Genomic DNA, 21,113 nt, shown 5'->3' with positions numbered 1-21,113 from the left:
GAAACGGCACCCCCAGTACAGTTCTCGGCATGGCACTCCCCTGGGCACTGCACGGTGACGGCAAGACGGTCGACCCGACCGAGATCGTGGCCCCGGAGGAACGGCTCAGCTGGCCGCGCACCATCGGCCTCGGCGGCCAGCACGTCGTCGCGATGTTCGGCGCCACCTTCCTCGTGCCGATCATCACCGGGTTCCCGCCGAGCACGACGCTGTTCTTCTCCGGCATCGGCACCCTGCTCTTCCTGATCATCACGAAGAACCGGCTGCCCAGCTACCTGGGCTCGTCCTTCGCCTTCCTCGCCCCGATCGCGGCCGCCACCGACGTGGGAGGCATCCCCCTCGCGCTCAGCGGCATCATCGTCGTCGGCGCCCTGCTCGCGGTGATCGGCGTGGTCGTGAACCTCGCGGGCACCCGCTGGATCGACGCCCTGCTGCCCCCGGTGGTCAGCGGCTCGATCGTCGCCCTGATCGGCTTCAACCTGGCCCCGGCCGCCCGCGACAACTTCGCGCTCTCACCGGGCATCGCCCTCATCACGCTCGCCGCGGTCGTGCTGAGCGCCGTGCTGTTCAGGGGCCTGCTCGGCCGTCTGTCGATCTTCGTCGGCGTCGTCGTCGGCTACGTGGCCGCCGTGATCGCGGGCGCCGTCGACTACAGCGCCGTCGCGGCCGCGCCGTGGGTGGGACTCCCGACCTTCACGGCCCCCGCGTTCGACCTCGGGCAGCTGCCGATCTACCTCGGCTTCCTGCCCGTCGTGCTCGCCCTGATCGCCGAGAACGTCGGCCACGTCAAGGGCGTCGGCCAGCTCACGAAGCGCAACCTCGACCCGCTGACCGGCCGCGCCCTCTTCGCCGACGGCCTCAGCACGGTGCTCGCCGGCCTCGGCGGCGGCTCGGCGACGACCACCTACGGCGAGAACATCGGCGTGATGAGCGCCACCCGCATCTTCTCGACGGCCGCGTACTGGGTCGCCGGCGTCGTGGCGATCCTGCTCGGCCTTTCGCCCAAGATCGGCGCCGTCATCTTCACCATCCCGCCGGGGGTGCTCGGCGGCGTGACGACCGCGCTCTACGGCCTGATCGGCGTGATCGGCATCCGCATCTGGGTCGAGAACAAGGTCGACTTCAGCCGCCCGAAGAACCAGCTGACGGCCGGCGTCGCGCTCATCATGGGCATCGCCGACTTCACCCTGGCCCTCGGAGGCGCGAGCTTCGGCGGCATCATCCTCGGCACGGTCGCGGCCATCGTGGTGTTCCACGTGATGAGCGTGCTGGGTCGGCTCCGGGGCACCGACTGAGCGTGCGCCTCCGCTCGCCCCTCGACCGCGAGATCCTCCGCCTGGCCGTGCCGGCGCTGGGGGCGCTCGTGGCCGAGCCGCTCTTCCTGCTCACCGACACCGCCCTCGTCGGCCACCTCGGCTCGGTGCCGCTCGCGGGGCTCGGGGTGGCGAGCGTGATCCTGCAGACGGCCCTGGGGCTGCTGATCTTCCTCGCCTACGCGACCACCCCGACGGTCGCGCGGCGGCTGGGGGCCGGCGACCAGCGGGGCGCGATCCGCGCCGGGGTCGACGGCATGTGGTTCGCCCTGCTCGTCGGCATCGTCGTCGCGGGAGCCGGCGCGGTGGTCGCCGAGCCGCTCGTGGGCCTCTTCGGCGTGGCCGACGAGGTCGCCGCGGCCGCCACGACGTACCTCTCGGTCTCGCTGCTCGGCCTGCCCGGCATGCTGCTCGTGATCGCCGCGACGGGCCTGCTGCGCGGCCTGCAGGACACCCGGACGCCGCTGGTCGTCGCCACCGTCGGCTTCGCCGCGAACGCCGGCCTCAACGCGCTGTTCCTCTACGGCTTCGGCTGGGGCATCGCCGGCTCCGCGGCCGGCACGGTCGTCGCCCAGTGGGGCATGGGCGCCGTCTACGTCGTGATCGCGGTGCGGGCGGCCCGGGCCGTCGGCGCCGACCTCCGCCCGGGGCTCGCCGGGGTCGGCCGCACCGCACAGGCGGGCGGCTGGCTGCTCGTGCGGAACGCGGGTCTGCGGGCCGCGCTCCTCGCGACCGTCGCGGCCGCCGCCTCCGCCGGGGTGACGGGCCTCGCGACCATCCAGATCGCGCTCACCCTCTTCAGCACGCTGGCCTTCGCCCTCGACGCCCTCGCGATCGCGGGGCAGGCGATGGTCGGTCACGCCCTCGGGCAGGGTGACCGTGAGCGGGTGCGGGCGATCACGCGACGGCTGATGCTGCTCGGCGTCGGCGGCGGCGTGGTGCTGGGCGCCGTCCTGGCCCTGCTCGCGCCGGTGCTCGCGCCCGTCTTCAGCCCCGACCCGGGCGTGCAGGCGCTGCTGCCCTCGGTGGTCGTCGCGATGGCGGTCGGCATCCCGCTCGCCGGCTTCGTGTTCGTGCTCGACGGCGTGCTGCTCGGCGCGGGCGACGCCCGCTACCTCGCGATCGCGTCGGTCGTCAGCGTGCTCGCCTACCTCGCGGTGCTGTTCCCGGTGGAGGCGCGGGTCGGTGCCACGACGTCGGGTGCCGTCGCGCTCTGGCTCGCGTTCGGCCTCGCGTACATCGGGGCGCGGGCGGTCACGCTCGGGCTGCGGGCCCGCACCGACCGGTGGATGGTGGTCGGCGCGCGCTGAGCGTCACGCCGCCCGGCACACGCCCCCGGCGCGGAGTCAGCGTGCGGGCGGCCCTGTCGTCGACCCGGGGCGGAAGACGCTCGTGAAGGTCGTGCCCTCGACCGGGTCGCCGGCGAGCAGCGCGAGCACCGCGCGACCGGCCGCGCGGCCCTTCTCGACCGCGGGTTGGACGACCGTCGTGAGGTCGGCGGCTCGCGGGTCGTCGAGCCGCACGCCGTCGTAGCCGACGACGCTCAGGTCGCCCGGCACCGAGAGGCCCAGGTCGTCCGCCGCCGCGATGACGCCCGACGCGAGCAGGTCACTCTGCGCGACGATCGCCGTCGGCCGCTCGGCCTCGGGCACGTCGAGCAGCCGCAGGCCGGCGCGGTGCCCCTCGCTCGTCCAGCTGCCGCGCGTGGCCAGGCCGCCCACGCCGGGGAAGACCTCACGGGTGCCGCGCAGCCGCTCGAGGGTCGGCCACGAGGTGCCGCGGGCCACCCGCTCGTCGGTCAGTTCGTCGTCCTGCCCGCCGGTCGAGCGCCCGGGGCCGAGTTCGAGGGCGACGACGGCGACCCGTCGGTGGCCGAGGTCGTGCAGGTGCTGCGCCAGCAGTCGGGACGAGCCCACGTTGTCCTCGGCGATGTCGAGCACGCCCTCGGTCGGTGGGGCCTCGATCGAGACGACGGGGATGCCGCGCCGCCGCATGATCGACACGGACTCGTCGAGGCGGGTGCTGCAGCCGAACAACACGACCGCGTCGACGGGGGCGTCGAGCAGGCGGGAACGCTCGCCCGCGCTCTCGGTGAGCAGCAGCAGCGAGTTGTCGGCGGGCCCGGTCACGTCAGCGATGCCGTCGAGCATCGCGACGTTGATCGGGTCGCGGAAGGCCGTGCTGAGCGTGGACTCGAGGACGGCCCCGACGATGCCGGAGCGCCCGCGACGCAATGACCTCGCCCGAGGGTCGGGCCCGGCGTAGCCGAGTTCGTCGGCGGCGGCGAGCACCCGCGCGCGGGTCTCGTCCGACACGGGTCCGGTCCCGCTGAAGGCCAAGGAGGCGGTGCTCGCGCTCACCCCGGCGACCCGCGCGACCGACGCGAGGGTCGGCCTGGCGGCGACGTCGCCCTCTGCCCGGCTCATGCTGCCGCAGCCTAGCCGACGGGGCCGGACGGCCTCCGGGTGGCCGGTGACGGTCGGCGGGGTGTCAGTCGACGGGTCGCACGGGCGGTTCGTCGACGCCCAGGGCCGTGACGTAGTCGGACGCGAGGCCGGGCAGCTGTGCCCAGTCGCCGTAGTGCGCGGCGGCCTCCATGAGGTCGACGATCGCGCCGCGGACGGTCTCGCCGAGGGCGGGCCGCATGTCGTGCACCGCGACGGCCCTCGCGCTGCAGAGGATCTCGAGCGGCAGCAACAGGTCGTCCAGCACGTGCTGGCGGGCCGACGGCGAGAGCACCTGCGCGATCGCCCGGGTCAGATCGAGGAAGTGTGCGACGTCCGCCGGCAGGACCAGCCCGTGAGCGGTGCAGGCCGGTCGGCGCACACCGGGCTCGGCGACGTCCTCGAGCGAGGTGGCCTTCGTCGACGCCACGGAGATCATGCGCACGAGGTCGCGCAGCAGCACCTCGTTGAAGCGCCGGTGCCAGACGACGACGTGGGCCCCGCTGAACGGAGCCCGCACCACGACCTTCATGCGCCTCAGCTCGAAGAGGGCGAGGTGCACCTCGCCGCGGGTGACCCGGTGCTCCCGCACGACGGTGTCCACGTCGAGGGAGTTGCCGGGTGCGTAGCGCGCCGTGGCCAGGTCGACCAGCAGCAGCTCGGCCGTGTCGTGGGTCGTCGTCCGCAGCGGACGGGTCGTGGCGGGCATCGGGTGGGGCATCGTTCCTCCTGGAAGCGTCTCGGTGGTCTCCTGCCGACCATCTGTCATGAATGTATTTCACATATGAATGCATGTCAACACGGTGATCTGAGGCCGTTCTCGTCGCCCCGTAGGATCGTCGGGTGCGCCTCGTCATTGCCCGCTGTTCGGTCGACTACGCCGGTCGACTGTCCGCCCACCTGCCCCTGGCCACGCGCCTCCTGATGGTGAAGAGCGACGGCAGCCTGCTCGTCCACTCCGACGGCGGCAGCTACAAGCCCCTCAACTGGATGAGCCCGCCCTGCACGATCCGCACGGTCGAACCCGACGACGACCAACGTGAGGCCGGCGTCGTCCAGCTGTGGAAGGTCACCCAGGCGAAGACGGCCGACATCCTCGTGGTCTCGATCCACGAGGTGCTGCACGACTCCTCGCACGAGATGGGCGTGGACCCGGGCCTGACCAAGGACGGCGTCGAGGCCGACCTGCAGAAGCTGCTGGCCGAACAGATCGACCTGCTCGGCGAGGGCCACACCCTCGTCCGGCGCGAGTACATGACCGCCATCGGGCCGGTCGACATCCTGGCCCGCGACGCGAAGGGTGCGGCCGTGGCCGTCGAACTCAAGCGTCGAGGCGACATCGACGGGGTCGAGCAGCTCACCAGATACCTCGAACTGATGAACCGCGACCCGCACCTCGCCCCCGTGACGGGCGTCTTCGCCGCACAAGAGATCAAACCGCAGGCCCGCACGCTGGCGCACGACCGGGGCATCCGCACGCTGCTGCTCGACTACGACGCGATGCGCGGCCTGGACGACTCGCACTCCCGCCTCTTCTGACGACACGCCAAGACCCTTGTGATACTCAAATTTCAGGGTTATATTCCTGCTACGAGCCCCATCGACCGCAGGAGCAACCCGTGACCTCACCGATCTTCGACACCCTGACCGCCGAACGCGAGGCGACCCCGCTCTTCGAGTCCCTGGCCCGGGGCCTCGACGACCCGATGTGGTCGTTCGAGACCGTGACGCCTCCGTCGGCCCGGGCCGCGGTCCCGGCCGTGGCGACCTGGCCACTGCGGGCCGTCCCGCGCTGACCCCCGATCCCTAAGCTGGGGGCGATGACTCTCCCCTACACGGCCGTCCTCTACGACCTCGACGGCACCATCGCCGACTCGGCGCCCGCGATCACCGCCAGCCTCGCCCACACGATCGGCGCACTCGGCCTGCCGGTGCCCTCCGCCACCGACCTGATGGCCTGGGTCGGCCCGCCCCTGCCGCAGAGCTTCGAGGTGCGCCTCGGCCTCGACGGCGAGCGCCTCGTCGACGCCATGCGGCTCTACCGTGCGCACTACCTCGCCCACGGCGCCCTCGAGGGCGAGGTCTTCCCGGGCGTGCCCGACCTCATGGCGGCCGTGCACGCCGCCGGCATCCCCACGTCGACCGCGACCTCGAAGCCCGAGACCCCGGCCACGGCGATCCTGCGGGCGCACGGACTCGACCGCTACCTCGACGTCATCACCGGCGCCTCCGACGACGAGGTGCGCAACACCAAGGCCGACGTCGTCGAAGAGGCCCTGAAGCGACTGCGGGCGCGCGGCGCCGACCTCTCGCGGCCCGTCCTGCTCGGCGACCGCCGCCACGACGTCGAGGGCGCGGCCGTGCACGGCGTGCCCACGATCCTGGTCGGCTGGGGCTACGGCGAGCCCGACGAGCACGTCGGCGCGGTCGCCGTCGCGGCGGACGTCGACGAGGTGGCCGACCTGCTGGGCGTCTCCCTGCTGCGCGGCGCCGCGTGACCCGCGCCGCGGCCGTCGTGCGGTCGCCCGCCGCCTGGCTGCTCACCCTCGCGATCGTGCTGATCGCCCTCAACATGCGTGGGCCGATCGTGGCCCCGGCTCCCGTGCTCGACCAGATGAGCGCCGACCTCGGCCTCACGGCGGTCGTGGCCGGACTGCTCACCAGCATCCCCGTGCTCTGCTTCGCCGTGGCCAGCCCGTTCGCCTCGGCCCTGATCGGCCGCATCGGCGCCGAGCGGGCCGTCACGCTGGGGCTCGCGGGCGTCCTGCTCGGCACCCTGTTGCGCACGGCCGGTGGCACGGTCTGGCTCTACGTCGGCACGATCGTGATCGGCGTCGCCATCACGATCGGCAACGTCGTGCTGCCCGTCGTCATCCGCCGCGACTTCAGCCCCGAGCGGGCCGGCTTCGTCACGGGCATCTACACCTCGGCCCTCAACGTCGGATCGATGATCACGTCGTTGGCCACGGCCCCGATCGCCTCGGTCGTCGGCTGGCCCCTGGCCCTCGTCACCTGGGGGCTGCTCGCCGTCCTGGCCGCCGTCGTCTGGTCGATCGCCGTGGGCCCCCGCGTGGCGGTGCGGGGCGGCAGCGTGGCCGTGGTGCCGGGGTCGCAGGCCGACGTCGACGACCGGCACCGCGCCTCCTCGGCGACCGACGTCTTCACCGGGGGCATCGACGTCGTCGAGCCCGGCGAGGCCGAGGCCGACGCACGCGAGCGCCGACGCAGCGCCACCCCGCTGCTGCGTCGGTGGACCACCTGGGGCCTGACGCTGGCGTTCTCGGGTCAGGCCTTCGGCTACTACGGGCTCACGGCCTGGATGCCGACGCTGCTGCGCGACGAGGTCGGTCTCACCCGCGAGGCGGCCGGCGCGAGTTCGTCGGTGTTCCAGATCCTCGCGGTCGTGGGTGCGCTGGGCGTGCCGTTCCTCGCGCTGCGCGTGCGGCCGGCGGTCGTCATCGGGCTGATCGCCGTCTTCTGGTCGGCCATGCCGCTGGGCCTGCTCTTCGCTCCCGAGCACTGGCTGCTCTGGTCGATCTTCGGCGGAGCCGCGCAGGGCGGCGGGATCACGATCATCTTCATCGTCATCGTGCGCATGGCGTCGACCGACGTCGAGGCGCGGCGCCTGTCGGCCCTCGTGCAGGGCGGCGGCTACGCGATCGCGGCGCTCGGCCCGCTCGCCATCGGCGGGCTGCACGACGCCAGCGGCAACTGGCAGATCCCGATGATCGGCGTCGCCGCGGCGGTCGTCGTGCTCGGCGTCAGCGGCGTGCTGTCGTCGCGACGCGTGCCCTGAGCCGCCCGGACGGGCGGCCCGGGGGCCCGGCGGGCAGGGTCAGTGCTGCACGCCGCCGGCGAAGAGCACCTCGAGCGTCAACGGGTCGCGTCCGGTCAGGTCGCGCACGGACGACGTCACCTGCGCCACCTCGCCCGAGGCCATCGACGTGTAGGTGCTGACCCAGGCGTCCGCCTGGAAGGGCTCCGGCTCGAAGACGCGGCGGGACTCGTAGGCCTCGTCGACCGTCTCGTCCACGAACGTGAACGACCGCCCGCCGAGGGCGGTGAGGCGGGCAGCCGCCTCGGTCAGGGTGAACGCCTCGGACCCGGTGAGGTCGTAGGTCGCCCCGGCGTGCGACTCGTGGTCGAGCAGCACGACGGCCGCCACCGCAGCGACGTCGGCCCGGGCCACCGCCGCCACGCGCCCGTCGCCGGCCGGGCCGCGGATGACGCCCTGCTCGTCCGCGAACAGCGGGATGAAGTCCAGGTAGAAGTTGTCCCGCAGGAACGTGAAGGCCAGCCCCGACTCGCGGATGTGCTGCTCGGTCGCGAAGTGGTCCCGCCCGAGCGTGAACACCGACTCGGCCGACGCACCGGCGAACGACGTGTAGACCACGTGCCGCACGCCCGCCTCCACGGCGGCGTCGACGAACGAGCGGTGCTGGTCGACGCGGTCGGGGGCCTCGGCCGCCGACACCATGAACAGGGTCTCGACCCCGCGCAGCGCCTCGACGGAGGCCTCCCGGTCGCCGTAGGTCGCGACGGCGACCTCGGCCTCGGCCCCGTCGAGCCGGGGCGCGCGGGCGGCGTCGCGCACGACGAGCCGCAGCGGCACGCCCCGCTCGGACAGGTGCGCGGCCACGATGCCGCCCACGGCACCCGTCGCACCCGTCACGGCGACGACGGACGAGGAGGCGCGGGCGGGTTCCCCGAGGGAGGCGGAGGAGGTCTCGGTCGAGTCGGTCATGCCTCACTGAACCATGCGCGGTGGGGGCGGCTCCCAGGCGGGGCCGACCCGCGCCTCCTCGTCCGCCCGGCGCGCCCCGATCGGCGTCGTTGCAGGGATCGAGACTCGTTATCGACTGCCCGGATCGGTGGCCGTCGCCGTCGGGCGCCGGTAGATTCGACGCCGGCCCGGAACGCCGGCGGACCGATCCGGCGGGCCGATCCGCCGGACGGATACCCACCCCGATCCGCCACCCCCGACCCTCATCCCGACGAGAGGCGCCCATGGGCCACGACCACGGACACGGACACGTCGCCGCCGACGGACGACGGCTCCGCCTCGCGATCGCGATCATCGCCCTCGGGCTCGTCGCCCAGCTGGTCGGCGCCTGGCTCTCGGGCTCCCTCGCGCTGTTGGCCGACTCGGGGCACATGCTCTCCGACCTGGCCGGATTGGTCATCGCCCTCGTGGCCACGATCGTCGCCGCCCGACCCGCGAGCGGCCGACAGACCTACGGCTACCGGCGGGCCGAGGTGTTCGCCGCCTTCGTCAACGGCCTCGTGCTGCTCGCCGTGTCGCTCTCGGTCGCCGTCGCCGCCGTCTCCCGTCTCGTGGCGGTCGGCGGGCACGAGGTGCTCGGGCTGCCGATGCTGGTCGTCGGCCTGGTCGGCGGGGCGACGAACGTCGCGGCACTGCTCGTGCTGCGGGGCGGGGCGACGCACTCGATCAACATGCGCGGGGCCTACCTCGAGGTGCTAGGCGACCTGCTCGGCTCGGCGGCCGTCGTCGTGGCCGCCGTCGTCGTGCTGACCACGGGCTTCACGCAGGCCGACTCGGTCGGCTCGTTGATCATCGCGGCGATGATCGTGCCACGGGCCTGGTCGCTGCTGCGCGAGGCCATCCGGGTGCTGTTCGGCTCGGCTCCCGGCGACATCGACCTCGAGTCGGTCCGCACGCACATCGGTGACACCCCGGGCGTCGTCTCGGCACACGACGTCCACGCCTGGCAGATCACCAGCGGGGCGACCGTCTTCTCGGCGCACGTCGTCGTCGAGCGCGAGGTGTTCTGCGACATGAAGGTCGACGAGACCCTGGACGCCCTCGACCGGTGCCTCGCCGCCCACTTCTCGGTCGAGCACGCGACGTTCCAGCTCGAGCCGGCCGACCACGCGGGGCACGAGCGCGAGACGCACGCCTGAGCGGGGATTTCCTCGTCGCCATCCCCCGGAGGCGCGGGTCGAGTGGGCAGAAAAGGTCCTTCACCAGCCACCGAAGGACAGTTCCTGCCCACTCGGCGTTCCGGCCCGTCAGGCCGGCGAGCTCGTCAGGCGAGCGAGCCGAGCCACAGCCCGAGCGATGCGACGCCCACGCACGCGACGAGCATGCCCAGGCCGTTCGCGACCGCGGCCCCGCGGCGCCCGGCCGCCAGCAGCCGCACCGTCTCGACGCTCGCGGTGCTGAACGTCGTGTACCCACCGAGCAGGCCGGTGCCGAGGACGGCCTTCCACTCGGGCGCGACGACCGCCTGCAGGGCGAGGCCGGTCACCAGCCCCAGCGCGAACGAGCCCGACACGTTGATGGCGGTCGTGCCCCACGGGTAGGCGGAGCCGAGGCGGTCCTTGACGAGGCCGTCGACGACGAAGCGCGCGGCGGCACCGATCCCGCCGGCCGCCGCGACGGCGACGAGGAGCAGCGGGCTCACGAGGCGCGCCCCGCCAGACGTGCCCCGACCCGGATGCCGGCCGCCGCGGCGAGCACACCCAGCACCAGGCTCAGCAGTCCGTAGAGCGCGGCGACGGCGAGGTCGCCCCCACCCGCCCCGGCGAGCGCCGCGGTCTCGGTCGCGAGCGAGCTGTAGGTCGTGAACCCGCCGAGGACGCCCGTCCCCACGAGGAGTCGGAGCCGGCGACGCCCGCCCTCGTCGGGCCCGGAGCGCAGCAACCGCTCGAGCAGGACGCCGAGCACGAACGCCCCGACCACGTTGATCGCGAAGATCGCCGTGTCGAACGCCCCCCACGACGGCACGACGAGCGTCACCCCGACCCGTGCGGCCGTCCCGAGGGCGCCGCCCAGGGCGACGAGGGCGATCAGGGACGGACGGAGGTGCGGGGCGCGAGGGCGCGCGGCACCCGTCACCGGCGGCCTCGCGTCACAGTTCGTCCTCCCACGGCAGCGTCTGGCTGCGGGGGACGGGGGCGAGCGGCACGACGACGACCGGTCGGTGCTGACGGTGGCTGAGGTGCAGGGCGACCGAGCCCGCGAAGAACTCGCGGACGCTGCCCCGCAGGCCGGCCTCGCGGCTGCCGACGACGATCAGCGGGGCGTCGAGCTGCTCGGCCAGGTGCGACAGGCACCGGGCGGGGTCGCCGGCGACGATCGAGGTGCGCAGCTCGACGCCGCGAGCCGAGGCGACCGGCCGCAGCCGCGCCTCCAGGTCGGCGTCGAAGGACAGGGTCTCGGTGTAGTCGTCGGGGTCGAGGGGGTACGACAGGACGGTGCCGTCGATGCCCTCGGCGAAGGCGAGCCGGTCGGGCTCGACCGAGACGCAGAGCAGACCGGTGCCGTAGCGCGCCGCAAGGTCGGCCGCGGTCGCCACGACGGCCTCGCCCGAGTTCGGCACGACGCCCGCGACGACGAAGCCGCGCGCGGGGTTCTGCTCGTCGGACATGGTCACCACCCTCTCACCGTGTCGCCGTCCCACGCGGCGCCACGGCCACAGTGAACCACCGTCATACCCCTCCGCGGAAGAGCAGACTGTCGGCATGTGCGGTCGCTACGTCGTTGCCCGGGCCACGTCCGATCTGCTGCCGAGCCTGCTCGACGGCCTGGGGCCCCTGCCCGACGACTTCAACGTCGCTCCGACGACCGTCGTGCCGGTCGTCCGTGAGCGGCACGGCGAGAGGCAGCTACCCGGCGCCCGCTGGGGATTCGTGCCGTCGTGGTACCCCGACCTGAAGAAGCGTCCGCAGCCGATCAACGCACGCATCGAGACCGTGGCGACGAGCGGCATGTTCCGCCGGGCGTTCGCGACCAGCCGGTGCATCGTGCCCGCGCAGGGGTACTACGAGTGGGTCGTGACCGAGACCGGCAAGCAGCCGCACTACGTGCACCAGCCCGACGCCGGGCTCGCCATGGCCGGCCTCGTCACCGCGTGGCCCGACCCCTCGAAGGGCGAGGACGACCCCGACCGCTGGGTGCTCTCGACGACGATCATCACGCGCGACGCCCACGTGGCACCGGGCGAGGTGCACGACCGGATGCCGGCCTGCCTCAGCCCCGACTCGTACGACGACTGGCTGGGCGACGGCCTCGACGCCGACGAGCTGCTCGCGCTGCTCGACCGGGACTCGTTCGATGTCGCCCACGACCTCGTGCAGCACGAGGTGAGCCGGGACGCGAACAACGTCCGCAACAACGGCCCGCACCTCATCGAGCCCCTGCGCTGACGCCCGTCGGACGAGGAGGCGCGGCTCGCGTCCCGGCCGGAGGCGCAGGCCGGCGCCTCAGCGCGCGTCGCGGTGGCTCGCCAGGCGTTCGCGCAGGTACGACACGAGTTCGCCCTGGGCCCGTCGGGACTCCCGGGTCAGCCGGTTGAGCGGCACGCGACCGCCCGCCGCGAGGGCGGGGTCGCGCGGGACGACGACGAGCGAGCGACGGCCGAACTCGTTCTGCAGTGCCTCGCTCGAGCGCGTGGTCCGGTGCTCGCCGAAGACGCCGACGACCACGAGCATCACCCGACGCAGGCCGCCGACCCCGTGCCGCTCGCGGATGCGGGCGAGGACCCGTTGGGCGTCGGCGAAGCCGACCGGGGTCGTCGGGGCCACGACGACCCCGAAGACGCTCGCGTCGTCGAGCAGGTCGAGGAGGGCGCCGTCGGCGTGGGCGCCGAGGTCGTGCAGCGTCAGCTCGTGGTCGACCCGCGGCGCGTCGTCGCCCCCGGTCAGCCGGCTCCCGAGGTCACCGCCCGAGTGGTCGATCAGCCGAGGCACCGACTCCCCCGAGAGCTGGGTGAAGAGCAGGGCCGTGACCGTCGTCGTCCCGACGCCGCCGGCGACGCCCGCGACGACGACCGTCCGGCCCGTCACGAGCCCGCTCCGGCGGCGTCGGACGGCTCGGTGTCGGCTCGCTCGGCGTCGGCTCGCACGTCGGCCTCGAACCGGGCCACCTGGACGATGCGCGGCGCCTGGCCGCGACGGACCAGCCGACCACGACCGGCGGTCATCTGCTCGGCGTAGACCTGCGGCACGATCGGTCCCTCGCTGCGCTCGCCCGACATGATGAACGACGACCCGCCCGTGTCGCGCAGCGTCTGCAGCGCCGGGTCGTAGAGCGCCCGTGCCGAGCCGGCGACCGGCCGGCTGATCAACACGTGCAGCCGGAGGTCGCGCGCCGACGGCAGGAACGGCAGCAGTGGCTTGAGCGGTTCGGTGCCCCCCGAGGCGACGATGTCGTAGTCGTCGATCACCACCACGATGCGCGGCCCGGCGTCGCGGTCGCCGGCCTGGCGCTTGGCGAGCTCGTCGGCGACGGCGACCGCGAGGGCGCGGGCGTCCGTGCTCGTCGAGGCGTGCCCGCCCAGGTAGTCGTCGGGCACCTCGGCGACGAGGTCGCCACGGAGGTCCATGAGGGCCACGACGAGCTCGTCCGGTGTCGCCCGGTCGACGAAGCCGCGGACGAGTCCGCGCAGCAGGGTCGACTTGCCGGCCTTGGAGTCGCCGAAGACGAGCAGGTGCTGGTCGGCGCCCGGGTCGAGGGCGACCGGCTGCATGGTGTCCTGCCGGAGGCCGAACGGGATGGCCTCGGGCTCGTCCAACGCGTCGGGCAGCTCGTCCGGCGACAGCTCGGTGGGCAGCAAGCGGATCGGCGCGGCCGCGGGGCCGTTCCAGCTCGCCGCGGACCGGCGGGCGAGGGCCTCGAGCGCGTCGCCGACCTCGTCGTCGTCCGTGTCGTCCAGCACCGGCAACGCCACCTGGGCGAACAGGTTCTCGTCGGTCAGGGCCCGACCGGCCTGGTCGGCCCGGATGGTCTGGGCCAGCTTGCGACCGATCACCGAGTCCGCCGGATCGTTCAGGTGCAACTCGACCCGGGTGCCGACCAGCGGTTGCTGCGCCATCCGCAGTTCGTTCCACCGCGTCATCCCGAGCACGACGTGCAGTCCGTAGCTGCCGCCGCGCAGCAGCAGGTCGCCGAACGCCGTCTCGAGCTCGGTGAAGTCCCCGCGCAGCTGACCGGTGCCGTCGACGACGAGCACCACGTCGGCCGAGATCAGTTCGGGCACCTCGCCCGCCGCGTGCAGTCGCCGCAGCATGGCGAGCGAGTCGATGCCGTGGTCGCGGAACACGCGTTCCCGGGTCGTCAGCATGGCCGCCAGTTCTTCGAGCAGGCGCAGGAGGCGGTCCTTGCTCGCTCGCGTCGCCACACCGCCGACGTGCGGGAACCCCTCGATCCGGCCGAGTCCACCACCCGTGAGGTCCATGCCGTAGATGCCGACCTCCTGGGGCGTGTGCGTCAGGGCCAGCGAGGCGACGAGCGTGCGCAGGAACGTGCTGCGACCCGTCTGAGGCGCCCCGATCACGGCCACGTGTCCGCCGGCCCGGGCCAGGTCGAGCAGCCACGGGTCCTGCCGTTGGCGCGCCGGGTCGTCGAGCAGTCCCATCGGCACCCGCAGGCCGCCGGCCTGGTCGGCCCCGACCACCCGCGAGAGCGCGAGCCGGTCGGGCAGGGGCGGCAGCCAGACGGGGTCGACGTCGGTGCCGCCGCCCATCAGGCGGTCGACGGCCTCGTCGATGACGGCACGACCGACGTCGGGGCGCGAGAGTTCTTCCTCGCCGCCCTCGTCGTCACCCCCCGCGATGCCGTTGAAGGTCGGCAGCAGCAGGGCGGTCGGCCGTGCGTCGTCGCCCGCGAGCGAGCGGGCGGCCTCGGTCGGCAGGGGGCCCGACACGTAGCCCGCACGGAACCTGCGGTACACCGAGGTGTCGACCTTGAGGAAGCCGAACCCCGGGACCGCGGGCAGGTGGAACGCGTCCGGCCGGTCGAGCACGATCGAGCTCTCGGCCTCGGAGAAGGTCCGCAGGCCGATCCGATACGAGAGGTAGGTGTCGAGGCCGCGCAACTTGCCGGCCTCGATGCGTTGGCTCGAGAGCAGCAGGTGCACGCCGATCGACCGTCCGATGCGCCCGATCGTGAGCAGCAGGTCGACGAACTCGGGCTCCGCCGTGAGCAGCTCGCCGAACTCGTCGATGACGACGAACAGGTGCGGCATCGGCGGAAGCTCGGGGCGGCCGACGCGCAGCTCGCGGTAGTGGCTGATGGACGACGCGCCACCCGCGTCGCGCAACTGCTCCTGACGCCGGACGACCTCGCCCTGGATGCTGACCCGCGCGCGCTCGGTGAGCTGCGCGTCGTCGGCCAGGTTGTCGATCAACCCGGCGACGTGGGGCAACCCCGCGAACGGAGCGAACGCCGCGCCTCCTTTGTAGTCGACGAGGACCATGCTGAGGTCGTCGGGTGAGTGCGACAGGGCCAGGCCGAGGACGAGCGTGCGCAGCAGCTCGCTCTTGCCCGAGCCGGTCGCACCGATGCAGATGCCGTGCGGGCCCATGCCGAGCTGCGCGGACTCCTTGAGGTCGAGCAGGACCGGCGCCCCGAAGTCGTCGATGCCGATCGGCACGCGCAGGAAGTCCCGCGGCGAGCGCGGCGTCCACGCGGTCGCCGGCGTCAGCGTCGTCACGTCGTCGATGCCCAGCAGGTCGGTGATCTCGACGGCCTGGGCCGAGTCGACCTCGTCCTGCCGGCTGAGGCTGAGGCGCAGGGGGGTGAGCGTGCGGGCGACGGCCTCGAACAGCTGCGGGGTCGTGGCGTCGATCGTCGCCGTCTGCACGCGGACCTGGCCGTCCTCCTCGACGCGGGCGTCGGTCACGACCGCCTCGTCGCCCTCGACGGTGATGCGCAGGGTCACGTCCGACGGCTCGTGCAGGCGGTCGCTGAGCAGGTGGACGGTCGTGACGCCGAGGTCGGTCAGCGAGAGGTCGGCGTCGGGCACCGGGATGCTCGAGGCGACGTGCCCCCAGTCGTCGACGAAGACGACGAGGCGCGATCCCTCGGTGCGCGCCGTCGTGCCGATCGAGCGCTTCGTCGTGGCGGCCTCCTGCGCCCGGTCGCCCAGTTCGCCGCCGATCACCGAGAGCAACGAGGAGGCGCTGGTCGCGACCCGTCGCGCCGGCACCGGTCCGTCGTACAACGAGTCGTCCACGGCGTGCGGGACGAGGTCGAAGCCGCGCCAGTCGGCGGCCGCGCTCTCGGGGAACGCCGCGGCCAGGTGCACGTCGTCGGGCGAGTGCAGGGCGGCGAGCTGCAGGATCATCGAGCGGGCGACCCGCAGCGCGGACTCGCGGTCGCCCAGCACGGCGACCGATCCGGCTCGGTCGAGGTCGACCGTGATGGGCATGCCCCGGACGGTCGAGAGGTGCTCGACCACGGACTCGGCCTCGCTGGCCATGATCGGGTCGAACGGCTGCACGGGGTTCGGGTCCTCGGGGACCGACATCGGGAACCAGGTCAGGTCGCCCTCGCCGATCCGCACCGAGAGGAAGTCGTCGTGCTGGCGACGGCGCTCCCAGAGTCGCGCGGGGTCTCGCACCAACTCGAGCAGGGCGGCGGGTTCGGGGTCGAGCACGGCCGCCGTCGCCCGGACGGTCCGGGCCTTGGTGCGCATGCGCGACCGCAGTCGTTCGAGGAAGTCGAGGTAGCGCTCGCGCTGCAGTCGTCGCTGCCGCGCGGCGTTGCCCCGCTGGCTGAGGGTGACCGCGAGGCCGCCGACGAGGGCGACGATCAGCAGCACCGCGCCGACCAGCAGGAAGAGCGGGTTCGAGCTGCCGCGGTAGACGACGATCATCACGACGCTCGAGAGGGCGCCCACGACGGGCAGCAGGGCCTGCACGGGCACGCCGCCGACCTTGCCGTCGGCCAGCTGGGGCGGCGGCGTGATGTCCTCGTGCTCGGCGGGCTGGACGGGTCGCGTGATGCGCGTGGGCCGGTGGACGAGCTTGACGGTCATCGTCGCGCCTCCTGGTCGTCGGTGACGGCCGGGCGGGCGTCCCGCCCCCGGGCCTGACGGCGTTCCGAGGGGCGGCGCTCCGACGGGCCGGGGTCGGCTGCGGACGGGGCCGGGCCGGGGGCGTCGACGGGCGGGGTGCCCCGCGGGACCGACGGGGCGTCGAGGGGCAGCAGGGCCGCCGCGAGGCGGGCGTACGCGATGCGGGTGCGGGTGCCCAGCGCCGCGCTCGACACCGGTCGACCGCCGGAACGGGCCGCGTCGTAGGGCACGCGCACGACGGGCACGGTGGGGTCGTCACCGACCGTGACGGGCGCCGCGCGACCGGCGTCGCCGACGTCGACCAGGGCGATGACCACGTCGGGCCGGTCGGGGTGGTCCTTGATCGCCGGCACGAGCGCCGCAGCCTCCTCGGCGGCGTGGCGGTCGGCGCGGGCCACGATGCAGACCGTCCGGCTGGCCGACACCACGTCGGTGAGGTCCGCGCGCCAGTCGCGCACTCCCCAGTCGGTCACGACGAGGTCGAAGAACCGGCTGATCGGCGTGACCTCGTCGAACCAGCCCGCCGCGGCGGCCACGGCCCGGGACTCACCGCGGGGGTCGAGCGAGAGGGCGTACAGGCCCGAGGGCGTCCGGGGCAGGCCGTCGACGGCGTCGACCGACCGGCGGGCCGTGCGTCGTCGGGAGCTCGGCGCCGCACTCGAACCGACCGGCGCACCGGCCTGCCAGAGCATGCCGCGAGGACCGCGCGACGCGTCCACGCCGAGGACGAGCCCGGGACGACGCCGGGCGAGGAGGGCGGCGACGTAGCCGGCGGTCGAGCTCGCCCCGGCTCCGCCGCGCGCCTGCACGAAGCCGATGCGGCGGGACACCGGCAGCGGTCGCCGGACGATCTCGTCGACCGTGGTCACCTCGTGCACCCGGGCGCTCACGCTGCCGAGGAGGGCGAGCGGTGCCGATCGGACGAACGCGTCGAAGGCGCTCACGAGAAGGCCCCGAGCAGGTCGGCGTACACCCCGAACACCCCGAGCAGGACGGGCAGCAGGGCCACGACGCCCAGCGCCTCGACGAGGTTGCCCACGCGGCGCAGCGAGGCGCGCTGGTGGGCGACCGGGTCGACGCCGCCGGCCACGACCGCGACCACGACGCCGGCCGCGAACAGGACGACGACGAGCCACCCGGGAGCGAGCGGTTGGACGAGCAGGCCCCCGAGCAGGCCGATCAGGGCGGCGGCCCAGAGCACCCAGCCCTGGGCGGCGATCGGCAGGGCCCGGGTGCGGGCCGCGACGACGAGCACCACGGCGACCCCGAGACCGACCTGCCAGAGATCGGCCGACCCGACGGACGAGACGGCCGTGACGGCCACGGGTCCCGCCACCGCGAAGGTCGACCAGGTCAGGGTGCGGTAGGCGTCGCCGACCGTCAGCAGCACCTCGTCGCGGCGGCCCCGGCGCCCGTCGACCACCTGGTCGTCGAGACCGGTCAGACCCGAGGCGCTCATGGCGAACCAGGGCAGCAGGCCGCAGACGACGACGGCGAGCACGGCGCCGACGCCCACGGCCCCCGCGTCCTGGACGCCGAGGGACCGCAGCACGATCGGCACGGCCCCGAGCACGACGCCGAGGACGCCGCCCCACCAGGCCGACCGGGAGCCGAGACCGGCGCCAGCGCCGAGCGCCAGCGCGACCCAGGCGAGCACGATCACGGCGAGCGCCACGTCGACCGGCGGCAGCTCGAGGGCCGGGACGGCTCCGAGCACGACCGCCAGGGGGGCCGCACAGCCGAGGGCGACCGAGGTCGCGGCGACGGCGAGCCAGCGGCCGCCGAACCGGCCGGACACGAGGGCGACCACGACGGCGAACCCGTAGACGATCGCGAGCGTGCCGACGGGCTCGACGTCGGACGCCCTGGCCAGCACCGTCGAGAGGGCCAGCGAGAGCAGGCCGATCGCGACGGCCGCCGTCGCCGTGCGCGACCGTCGAGTCCAGAGGCCCGGTCGGCTGGCGAGCGACTCGGCCAGCACGTCGGTGACGTCCGCGACCTCGGGCGGCGGGGGCGCGGCGTCCTCGCGCAGCAACCGCAGCAACTCGCCGTCGACGATGCGTTGTTCGGCGACCGACAGCGAGGTGTCGAGCTGCTCCCCCGTCGACCGGACGAGCGTCAGCGGGCGCGACACGGCACCCGGGCGCTCGTCGAGCAGCTCCATCAGCCGCGGGATCAGACCACCGATCGGCTCGTCGGCGGGCACGACCATCTCGGCCTTGCGCGCCGTGCCGACGATGGTCAGCCGGGTGTAGTCGGTCATCGGGGCTCCGTCGTGGGGGTGGGGTCGGGGACGTCGGTCGACGCGGGAGAAGGCGACGGCGAGCCGGTGACCGGCACCGCGCCTCCTGACCCTCCGGTGGTCTGCGACTGGGTCGCGCGCTGGTCGGCCAGCACCGAGAGCACGAAGGACGTGCCGGCACAGCCGGCGCAGGCGACCGCCGCGATGACCAGGCTCACGACCAGGCGACGCACGTTGTCGTTGACCAGTCGACGCTCGTCGAGTTCGCCGAACAGGAGGGCCGAGACCAGGCGGGCGCGGTGCGTCTTGACGGTCTCGAGCAGGACGACGTCGCGGTCCCCGCTCATGCGTCCACCACCCCAGACGGCTGCACGGTGAGGGTCCGTTCGCCGAGCTCGACGACGTATCCCGGTGCGGCCGGCCCGCGCAGGCCCGCCACGAGCGGTTGGCGCGTGCCGTCCGGCGCCACGAGGGACGATCCGTTGGTCGAGCCGAGGTCGGTGACCCACAGCACGGCCCCCTCCCACGCGAAGAGGGCGTGGGTCTTGGTGAGGCTGCGGGCGAGATCCGCCCAGGCGAAGACCGGGTGCTCCTCGCCCTCGCGGTTGACCGGGGCGCGGCCGATCAGCAGGGTCGACTCGAGGTCGAGGCGTTCGCCGCTGTCGAGCTCGAGGACGATCGACGGCGCGGTGGTCGTGGGTCGGCCCTGGCCCGTGCGCCCGAAGGTGTTCTCGTCGGGTCGTCCCGCGGCGTCGAGCGGATCGGTCGGGTGGGGCGGCAGCGGGGCGGAGGCCGCGGCGGGCAGGGCCGGCCTCTGCACGAGCGGTGGCGACGACGTCATGGGATCGCGGCCCCGCCGCAGGTCGACCGTCACCGCCTGACGACGGATGCTGAAGCGCCCGCGCCGGTCGACCCTCAGCACGGCCGGCGGACGGCCGGTCAGGTCGTCCACGGTTCGCAACGAGAGCAGCAGGCGGCCCACCGAGCGACCGCCGCGCACGTAGAGCACGACGTCGAGCGCCACGAAGCCCAAGGCGACGACCACGACGGCGACCTCGACGGGGACGGGGACGAGCGCCGCGCCGGCCGTGGCGGACGAGGCGCCCGTGGCCACGCCGACGACGAGGACGCCGAGCAGGAGGAGGGGCACTCCCCAGTCGATCGCGACCGCGCTGCGACGCCTCGACGGGGTCGCCGTCTGCACGCCCGCGAGCAGACCCGAGTAGGTGCCGATGGCGCTGCCGGTGGCCGCCGAGACGATCCGCACGCCGCACCAGAAGCACCAGGTCGCGCCCGCACCGAGCGGCTGACCGCAGCGTCCGCAGCTTCGCGCGCCCACCAGTGCGCCCACGGTTCCGCCTCTCGCCTGCGGGGTCCGGACCAGGTCGTCGAGGCCGACGAAGAGCGACCGCCCGCGTCCCCGGAGCGCACGATCGGCCCCAGGCTAGCCGACCCCGCGTCCCCCGGTGAGACACCCGTTCCGGGGTCGACACGCACCTGTCCCCCGCCCTGGTCCCCCGACATGTACCCCGCGAACGGGTGGCGATCGAGACGTAATCGTGATTTCCTCATGAGTCGACCCGTGACGGGTCGCCATCAGATCGAAGCAAGGGGAGAACGACATGATGAAGTTCGCCATGGGGAGCGAGACCCTCACGCAACTGAGCCAGAAGACGAGCGGGGCCGGCGACGACCTCGGCGCGCTCGTGCGCCAGCTCGCCGACGCGGCCGCGCCGCTCGAAGGCCGCTTCAACGGAGCCGGCCGCGCCGCCTTCGACCGCTTCAAGGGCGAGGTCGACGGCATCTCCGTCGAGCTCAACGCCGCCCTGTCGTCGGTGCTGACCGGCATCACGGGCCAGAACCGTGCCTTCGTCGAGGGTGAGCAGCAGATCGCCGACGAGACCACCTCGGCCCAGTCCGGTGCCGGATTCGAGAGCGCCCGCTTCGGCGGATCGCGCGCATAAGGGGGAACGACCATGGCCAACGCAACCGACCGCCGCGACTTCGACCTCGGAGCCTCGGGCAACGCCCAGGACAACTTCAACGCCGTCGCCAGCCGCCTCGAGGCGCTCATCACGCAGCGCGACTCCGACGTCAAGACCGCCATGGCGGACTACCAGGCCGACGGCTCCAGCGAGGAGTACGCGGGCAAGGAGCAGCGCTGGAACCGCGTCGCCACCGAGGTGCGCACGATCATCAACACGCTCCGCCAGTCGCTCGCGTCGAACGACGAGTCGGCCCAGACCGCCATGCAGCGGGCCAAGGCCGCCGTCGACGGCATCTAGGCCGGGCC

22 protein-coding genes are annotated in these 21,113 nt (G+C 73.7%); 10 read left to right on the top strand and 12 right to left on the bottom strand.

Annotation, left to right across the window (positions count from 1 at the left end):
- Positions 1-29: 29 nt before the first annotated feature.
- Together IFT88_RS01115 and IFT88_RS01110 are read left to right on the top strand one after the other, a co-directional pair.
- Positions 30-1,295 (top strand): uracil-xanthine permease family protein, encoded by a 1,266-nt coding sequence (locus tag IFT88_RS01115; RefSeq protein WP_192118418.1) that lies wholly within the window; start codon positions 30-32, stop codon positions 1,293-1,295.
- Positions 1,292-2,623, top strand: coding sequence for an MATE family efflux transporter (locus tag IFT88_RS01110; RefSeq protein ID WP_446718818.1), 1,332 nt, complete (start codon positions 1,292-1,294; stop codon positions 2,621-2,623). Before IFT88_RS01115 ends, IFT88_RS01110 begins: the two co-directional genes overlap by 4 nt.
- 36 nt (positions 2,624-2,659) lie before the next feature.
- On the opposite strand, the gene IFT88_RS01105 is transcribed toward IFT88_RS01110, so the two are convergent.
- Together IFT88_RS01105 and IFT88_RS01100 are read right to left on the bottom strand one after the other, a co-directional pair.
- On the bottom strand, positions 2,660-3,739 hold the full coding sequence (locus IFT88_RS01105) for a LacI family DNA-binding transcriptional regulator (protein WP_043595236.1): 1,080 nt from the start codon (positions 3,737-3,739) through the stop codon (positions 2,660-2,662).
- Positions 3,740-3,803: 64 nt separating this feature from the next.
- Positions 3,804-4,466 (bottom strand): hypothetical protein, encoded by a 663-nt coding sequence (locus tag IFT88_RS01100; protein WP_192118416.1) that lies wholly within the window; start codon positions 4,464-4,466, stop codon positions 3,804-3,806.
- 134 nt (positions 4,467-4,600) lie between these two features.
- On the opposite strand from IFT88_RS01100, the gene nucS reads away from it, so the two are divergent.
- From nucS to IFT88_RS01080, 4 genes are all read left to right on the top strand, one after another.
- Complete coding sequence (nucS, locus tag IFT88_RS01095; RefSeq protein WP_192118414.1) at positions 4,601-5,296, top strand: endonuclease NucS; 696 nt, start codon at positions 4,601-4,603, stop codon at positions 5,294-5,296.
- Between the two features lie 80 nt (positions 5,297-5,376).
- On the top strand, positions 5,377-5,553 hold the full coding sequence (locus IFT88_RS01090; RefSeq protein WP_156155552.1) for a hypothetical protein: 177 nt from the start codon (positions 5,377-5,379) through the stop codon (positions 5,551-5,553).
- A 24-nt stretch (positions 5,554-5,577) separates the two neighbouring features.
- Positions 5,578-6,255, top strand: a complete 678-nt coding sequence (locus IFT88_RS01085; RefSeq protein ID WP_192118412.1) for an HAD hydrolase-like protein — start codon at positions 5,578-5,580, stop codon at positions 6,253-6,255.
- Positions 6,252-7,553: an MFS transporter gene (locus tag IFT88_RS01080; protein ID WP_056228072.1), complete on the top strand. Its 1,302-nt coding sequence runs from the start codon at positions 6,252-6,254 to the stop codon at positions 7,551-7,553. The genes IFT88_RS01085 and IFT88_RS01080 overlap by 4 nt, the downstream gene beginning before the upstream one ends.
- A 39-nt stretch (positions 7,554-7,592) precedes the next feature.
- Here IFT88_RS01080 and IFT88_RS01075 read toward each other — a convergent pair whose 3' ends face one another.
- Positions 7,593-8,501, bottom strand: a complete 909-nt coding sequence (locus tag IFT88_RS01075; RefSeq protein WP_192118410.1) for an SDR family oxidoreductase — start codon at positions 8,499-8,501, stop codon at positions 7,593-7,595.
- 263 nt (positions 8,502-8,764) lie between these two features.
- Between IFT88_RS01075 and IFT88_RS01070 the strand changes: the two genes are divergently transcribed.
- On the top strand, positions 8,765-9,679 hold the full coding sequence (locus tag IFT88_RS01070) for a cation diffusion facilitator family transporter (RefSeq protein WP_043595247.1): 915 nt from the start codon (positions 8,765-8,767) through the stop codon (positions 9,677-9,679).
- 125 nt (positions 9,680-9,804) lie between these two features.
- Here IFT88_RS01070 and crcB read toward each other — a convergent pair whose 3' ends face one another.
- The 3 genes from crcB to IFT88_RS01055 are packed head-to-tail and all read right to left on the bottom strand — an operon-like array spanning position 9,805 to position 11,148.
- A complete protein-coding gene (gene crcB, locus IFT88_RS01065; RefSeq protein WP_043595249.1) occupies positions 9,805-10,182 on the bottom strand; it encodes a fluoride efflux transporter CrcB in 378 nt (125 codons plus the stop codon).
- Positions 10,179-10,616, bottom strand: coding sequence for a CrcB family protein (locus IFT88_RS01060; RefSeq protein WP_137847605.1), 438 nt, complete (start codon positions 10,614-10,616; stop codon positions 10,179-10,181). The genes crcB and IFT88_RS01060 overlap by 4 nt, the downstream gene beginning before the upstream one ends.
- Before the next feature lie 13 nt (positions 10,617-10,629).
- On the bottom strand, positions 10,630-11,148 hold the full coding sequence (locus IFT88_RS01055) for a universal stress protein (RefSeq protein WP_056229464.1): 519 nt from the start codon (positions 11,146-11,148) through the stop codon (positions 10,630-10,632).
- Between the two features lie 94 nt (positions 11,149-11,242).
- Here IFT88_RS01055 and IFT88_RS01050 point away from each other — a divergent pair, with 94 nt between their 5' ends.
- A complete protein-coding gene (locus tag IFT88_RS01050; RefSeq protein WP_192118408.1) occupies positions 11,243-11,926 on the top strand; it encodes an SOS response-associated peptidase in 684 nt (227 codons plus the stop codon).
- Positions 11,927-11,983: 57 nt separating this feature from the next.
- On the opposite strand, the gene IFT88_RS01045 is transcribed toward IFT88_RS01050, so the two are convergent.
- Genes IFT88_RS01045 through IFT88_RS01020 form a run of 6 tightly spaced genes read right to left on the bottom strand, consistent with a single transcriptional unit; the run spans position 11,984 to position 20,171 of the window.
- Complete coding sequence (locus tag IFT88_RS01045; RefSeq protein ID WP_043595254.1) at positions 11,984-12,565, bottom strand: hypothetical protein; 582 nt, start codon at positions 12,563-12,565, stop codon at positions 11,984-11,986.
- Positions 12,562-16,539: a type VII secretion protein EccCa gene (gene eccCa, locus IFT88_RS01040; RefSeq protein WP_137847607.1), complete on the bottom strand. Its 3,978-nt coding sequence runs from the start codon at positions 16,537-16,539 to the stop codon at positions 12,562-12,564. Before eccCa ends, IFT88_RS01045 begins: the two co-directional genes overlap by 4 nt.
- Positions 16,536-17,522 (bottom strand): hypothetical protein, encoded by a 987-nt coding sequence (locus IFT88_RS01035; protein ID WP_192118406.1) that lies wholly within the window; start codon positions 17,520-17,522, stop codon positions 16,536-16,538. Before IFT88_RS01035 ends, eccCa begins: the two co-directional genes overlap by 4 nt.
- The gene (locus IFT88_RS01030; RefSeq protein WP_137846908.1) at positions 17,519-18,841 is read right to left on the bottom strand and encodes an EsaB/YukD family protein; all 1,323 of its coding nucleotides are present in this window, start codon (positions 18,839-18,841) and stop codon (positions 17,519-17,521) included. Before IFT88_RS01030 ends, IFT88_RS01035 begins: the two co-directional genes overlap by 4 nt.
- On the bottom strand, positions 18,838-19,167 hold the full coding sequence (locus IFT88_RS01025; protein ID WP_056228052.1) for a hypothetical protein: 330 nt from the start codon (positions 19,165-19,167) through the stop codon (positions 18,838-18,840). Before IFT88_RS01025 ends, IFT88_RS01030 begins: the two co-directional genes overlap by 4 nt.
- Positions 19,164-20,171 (bottom strand): RDD family protein, encoded by a 1,008-nt coding sequence (locus IFT88_RS01020; protein WP_192118404.1) that lies wholly within the window; start codon positions 20,169-20,171, stop codon positions 19,164-19,166. Before IFT88_RS01020 ends, IFT88_RS01025 begins: the two co-directional genes overlap by 4 nt.
- A 271-nt stretch (positions 20,172-20,442) precedes the next feature.
- Between IFT88_RS01020 and IFT88_RS01015 the strand changes: the two genes are divergently transcribed.
- On the top strand, positions 20,443-20,784 hold the full coding sequence (locus IFT88_RS01015) for a WXG100 family type VII secretion target (protein ID WP_307785006.1): 342 nt from the start codon (positions 20,443-20,445) through the stop codon (positions 20,782-20,784).
- Positions 20,785-20,796: 12 nt separating this feature from the next.
- Positions 20,797-21,105, top strand: a complete 309-nt coding sequence (locus tag IFT88_RS01010; RefSeq protein WP_043595262.1) for a pore-forming ESAT-6 family protein — start codon at positions 20,797-20,799, stop codon at positions 21,103-21,105.
- Positions 21,106-21,113 lie beyond the last annotated feature (8 nt).

The organism is Frigoribacterium sp. CFBP 8751 (assembly GCF_014841545.1).
Classification (GTDB): Bacteria; Actinomycetota; Actinomycetes; order Actinomycetales; family Microbacteriaceae; genus Frigoribacterium.
Note: the sequence above shows the minus strand (reverse complement) of the source record. Positions and strands in the feature narration are given on the sequence as shown.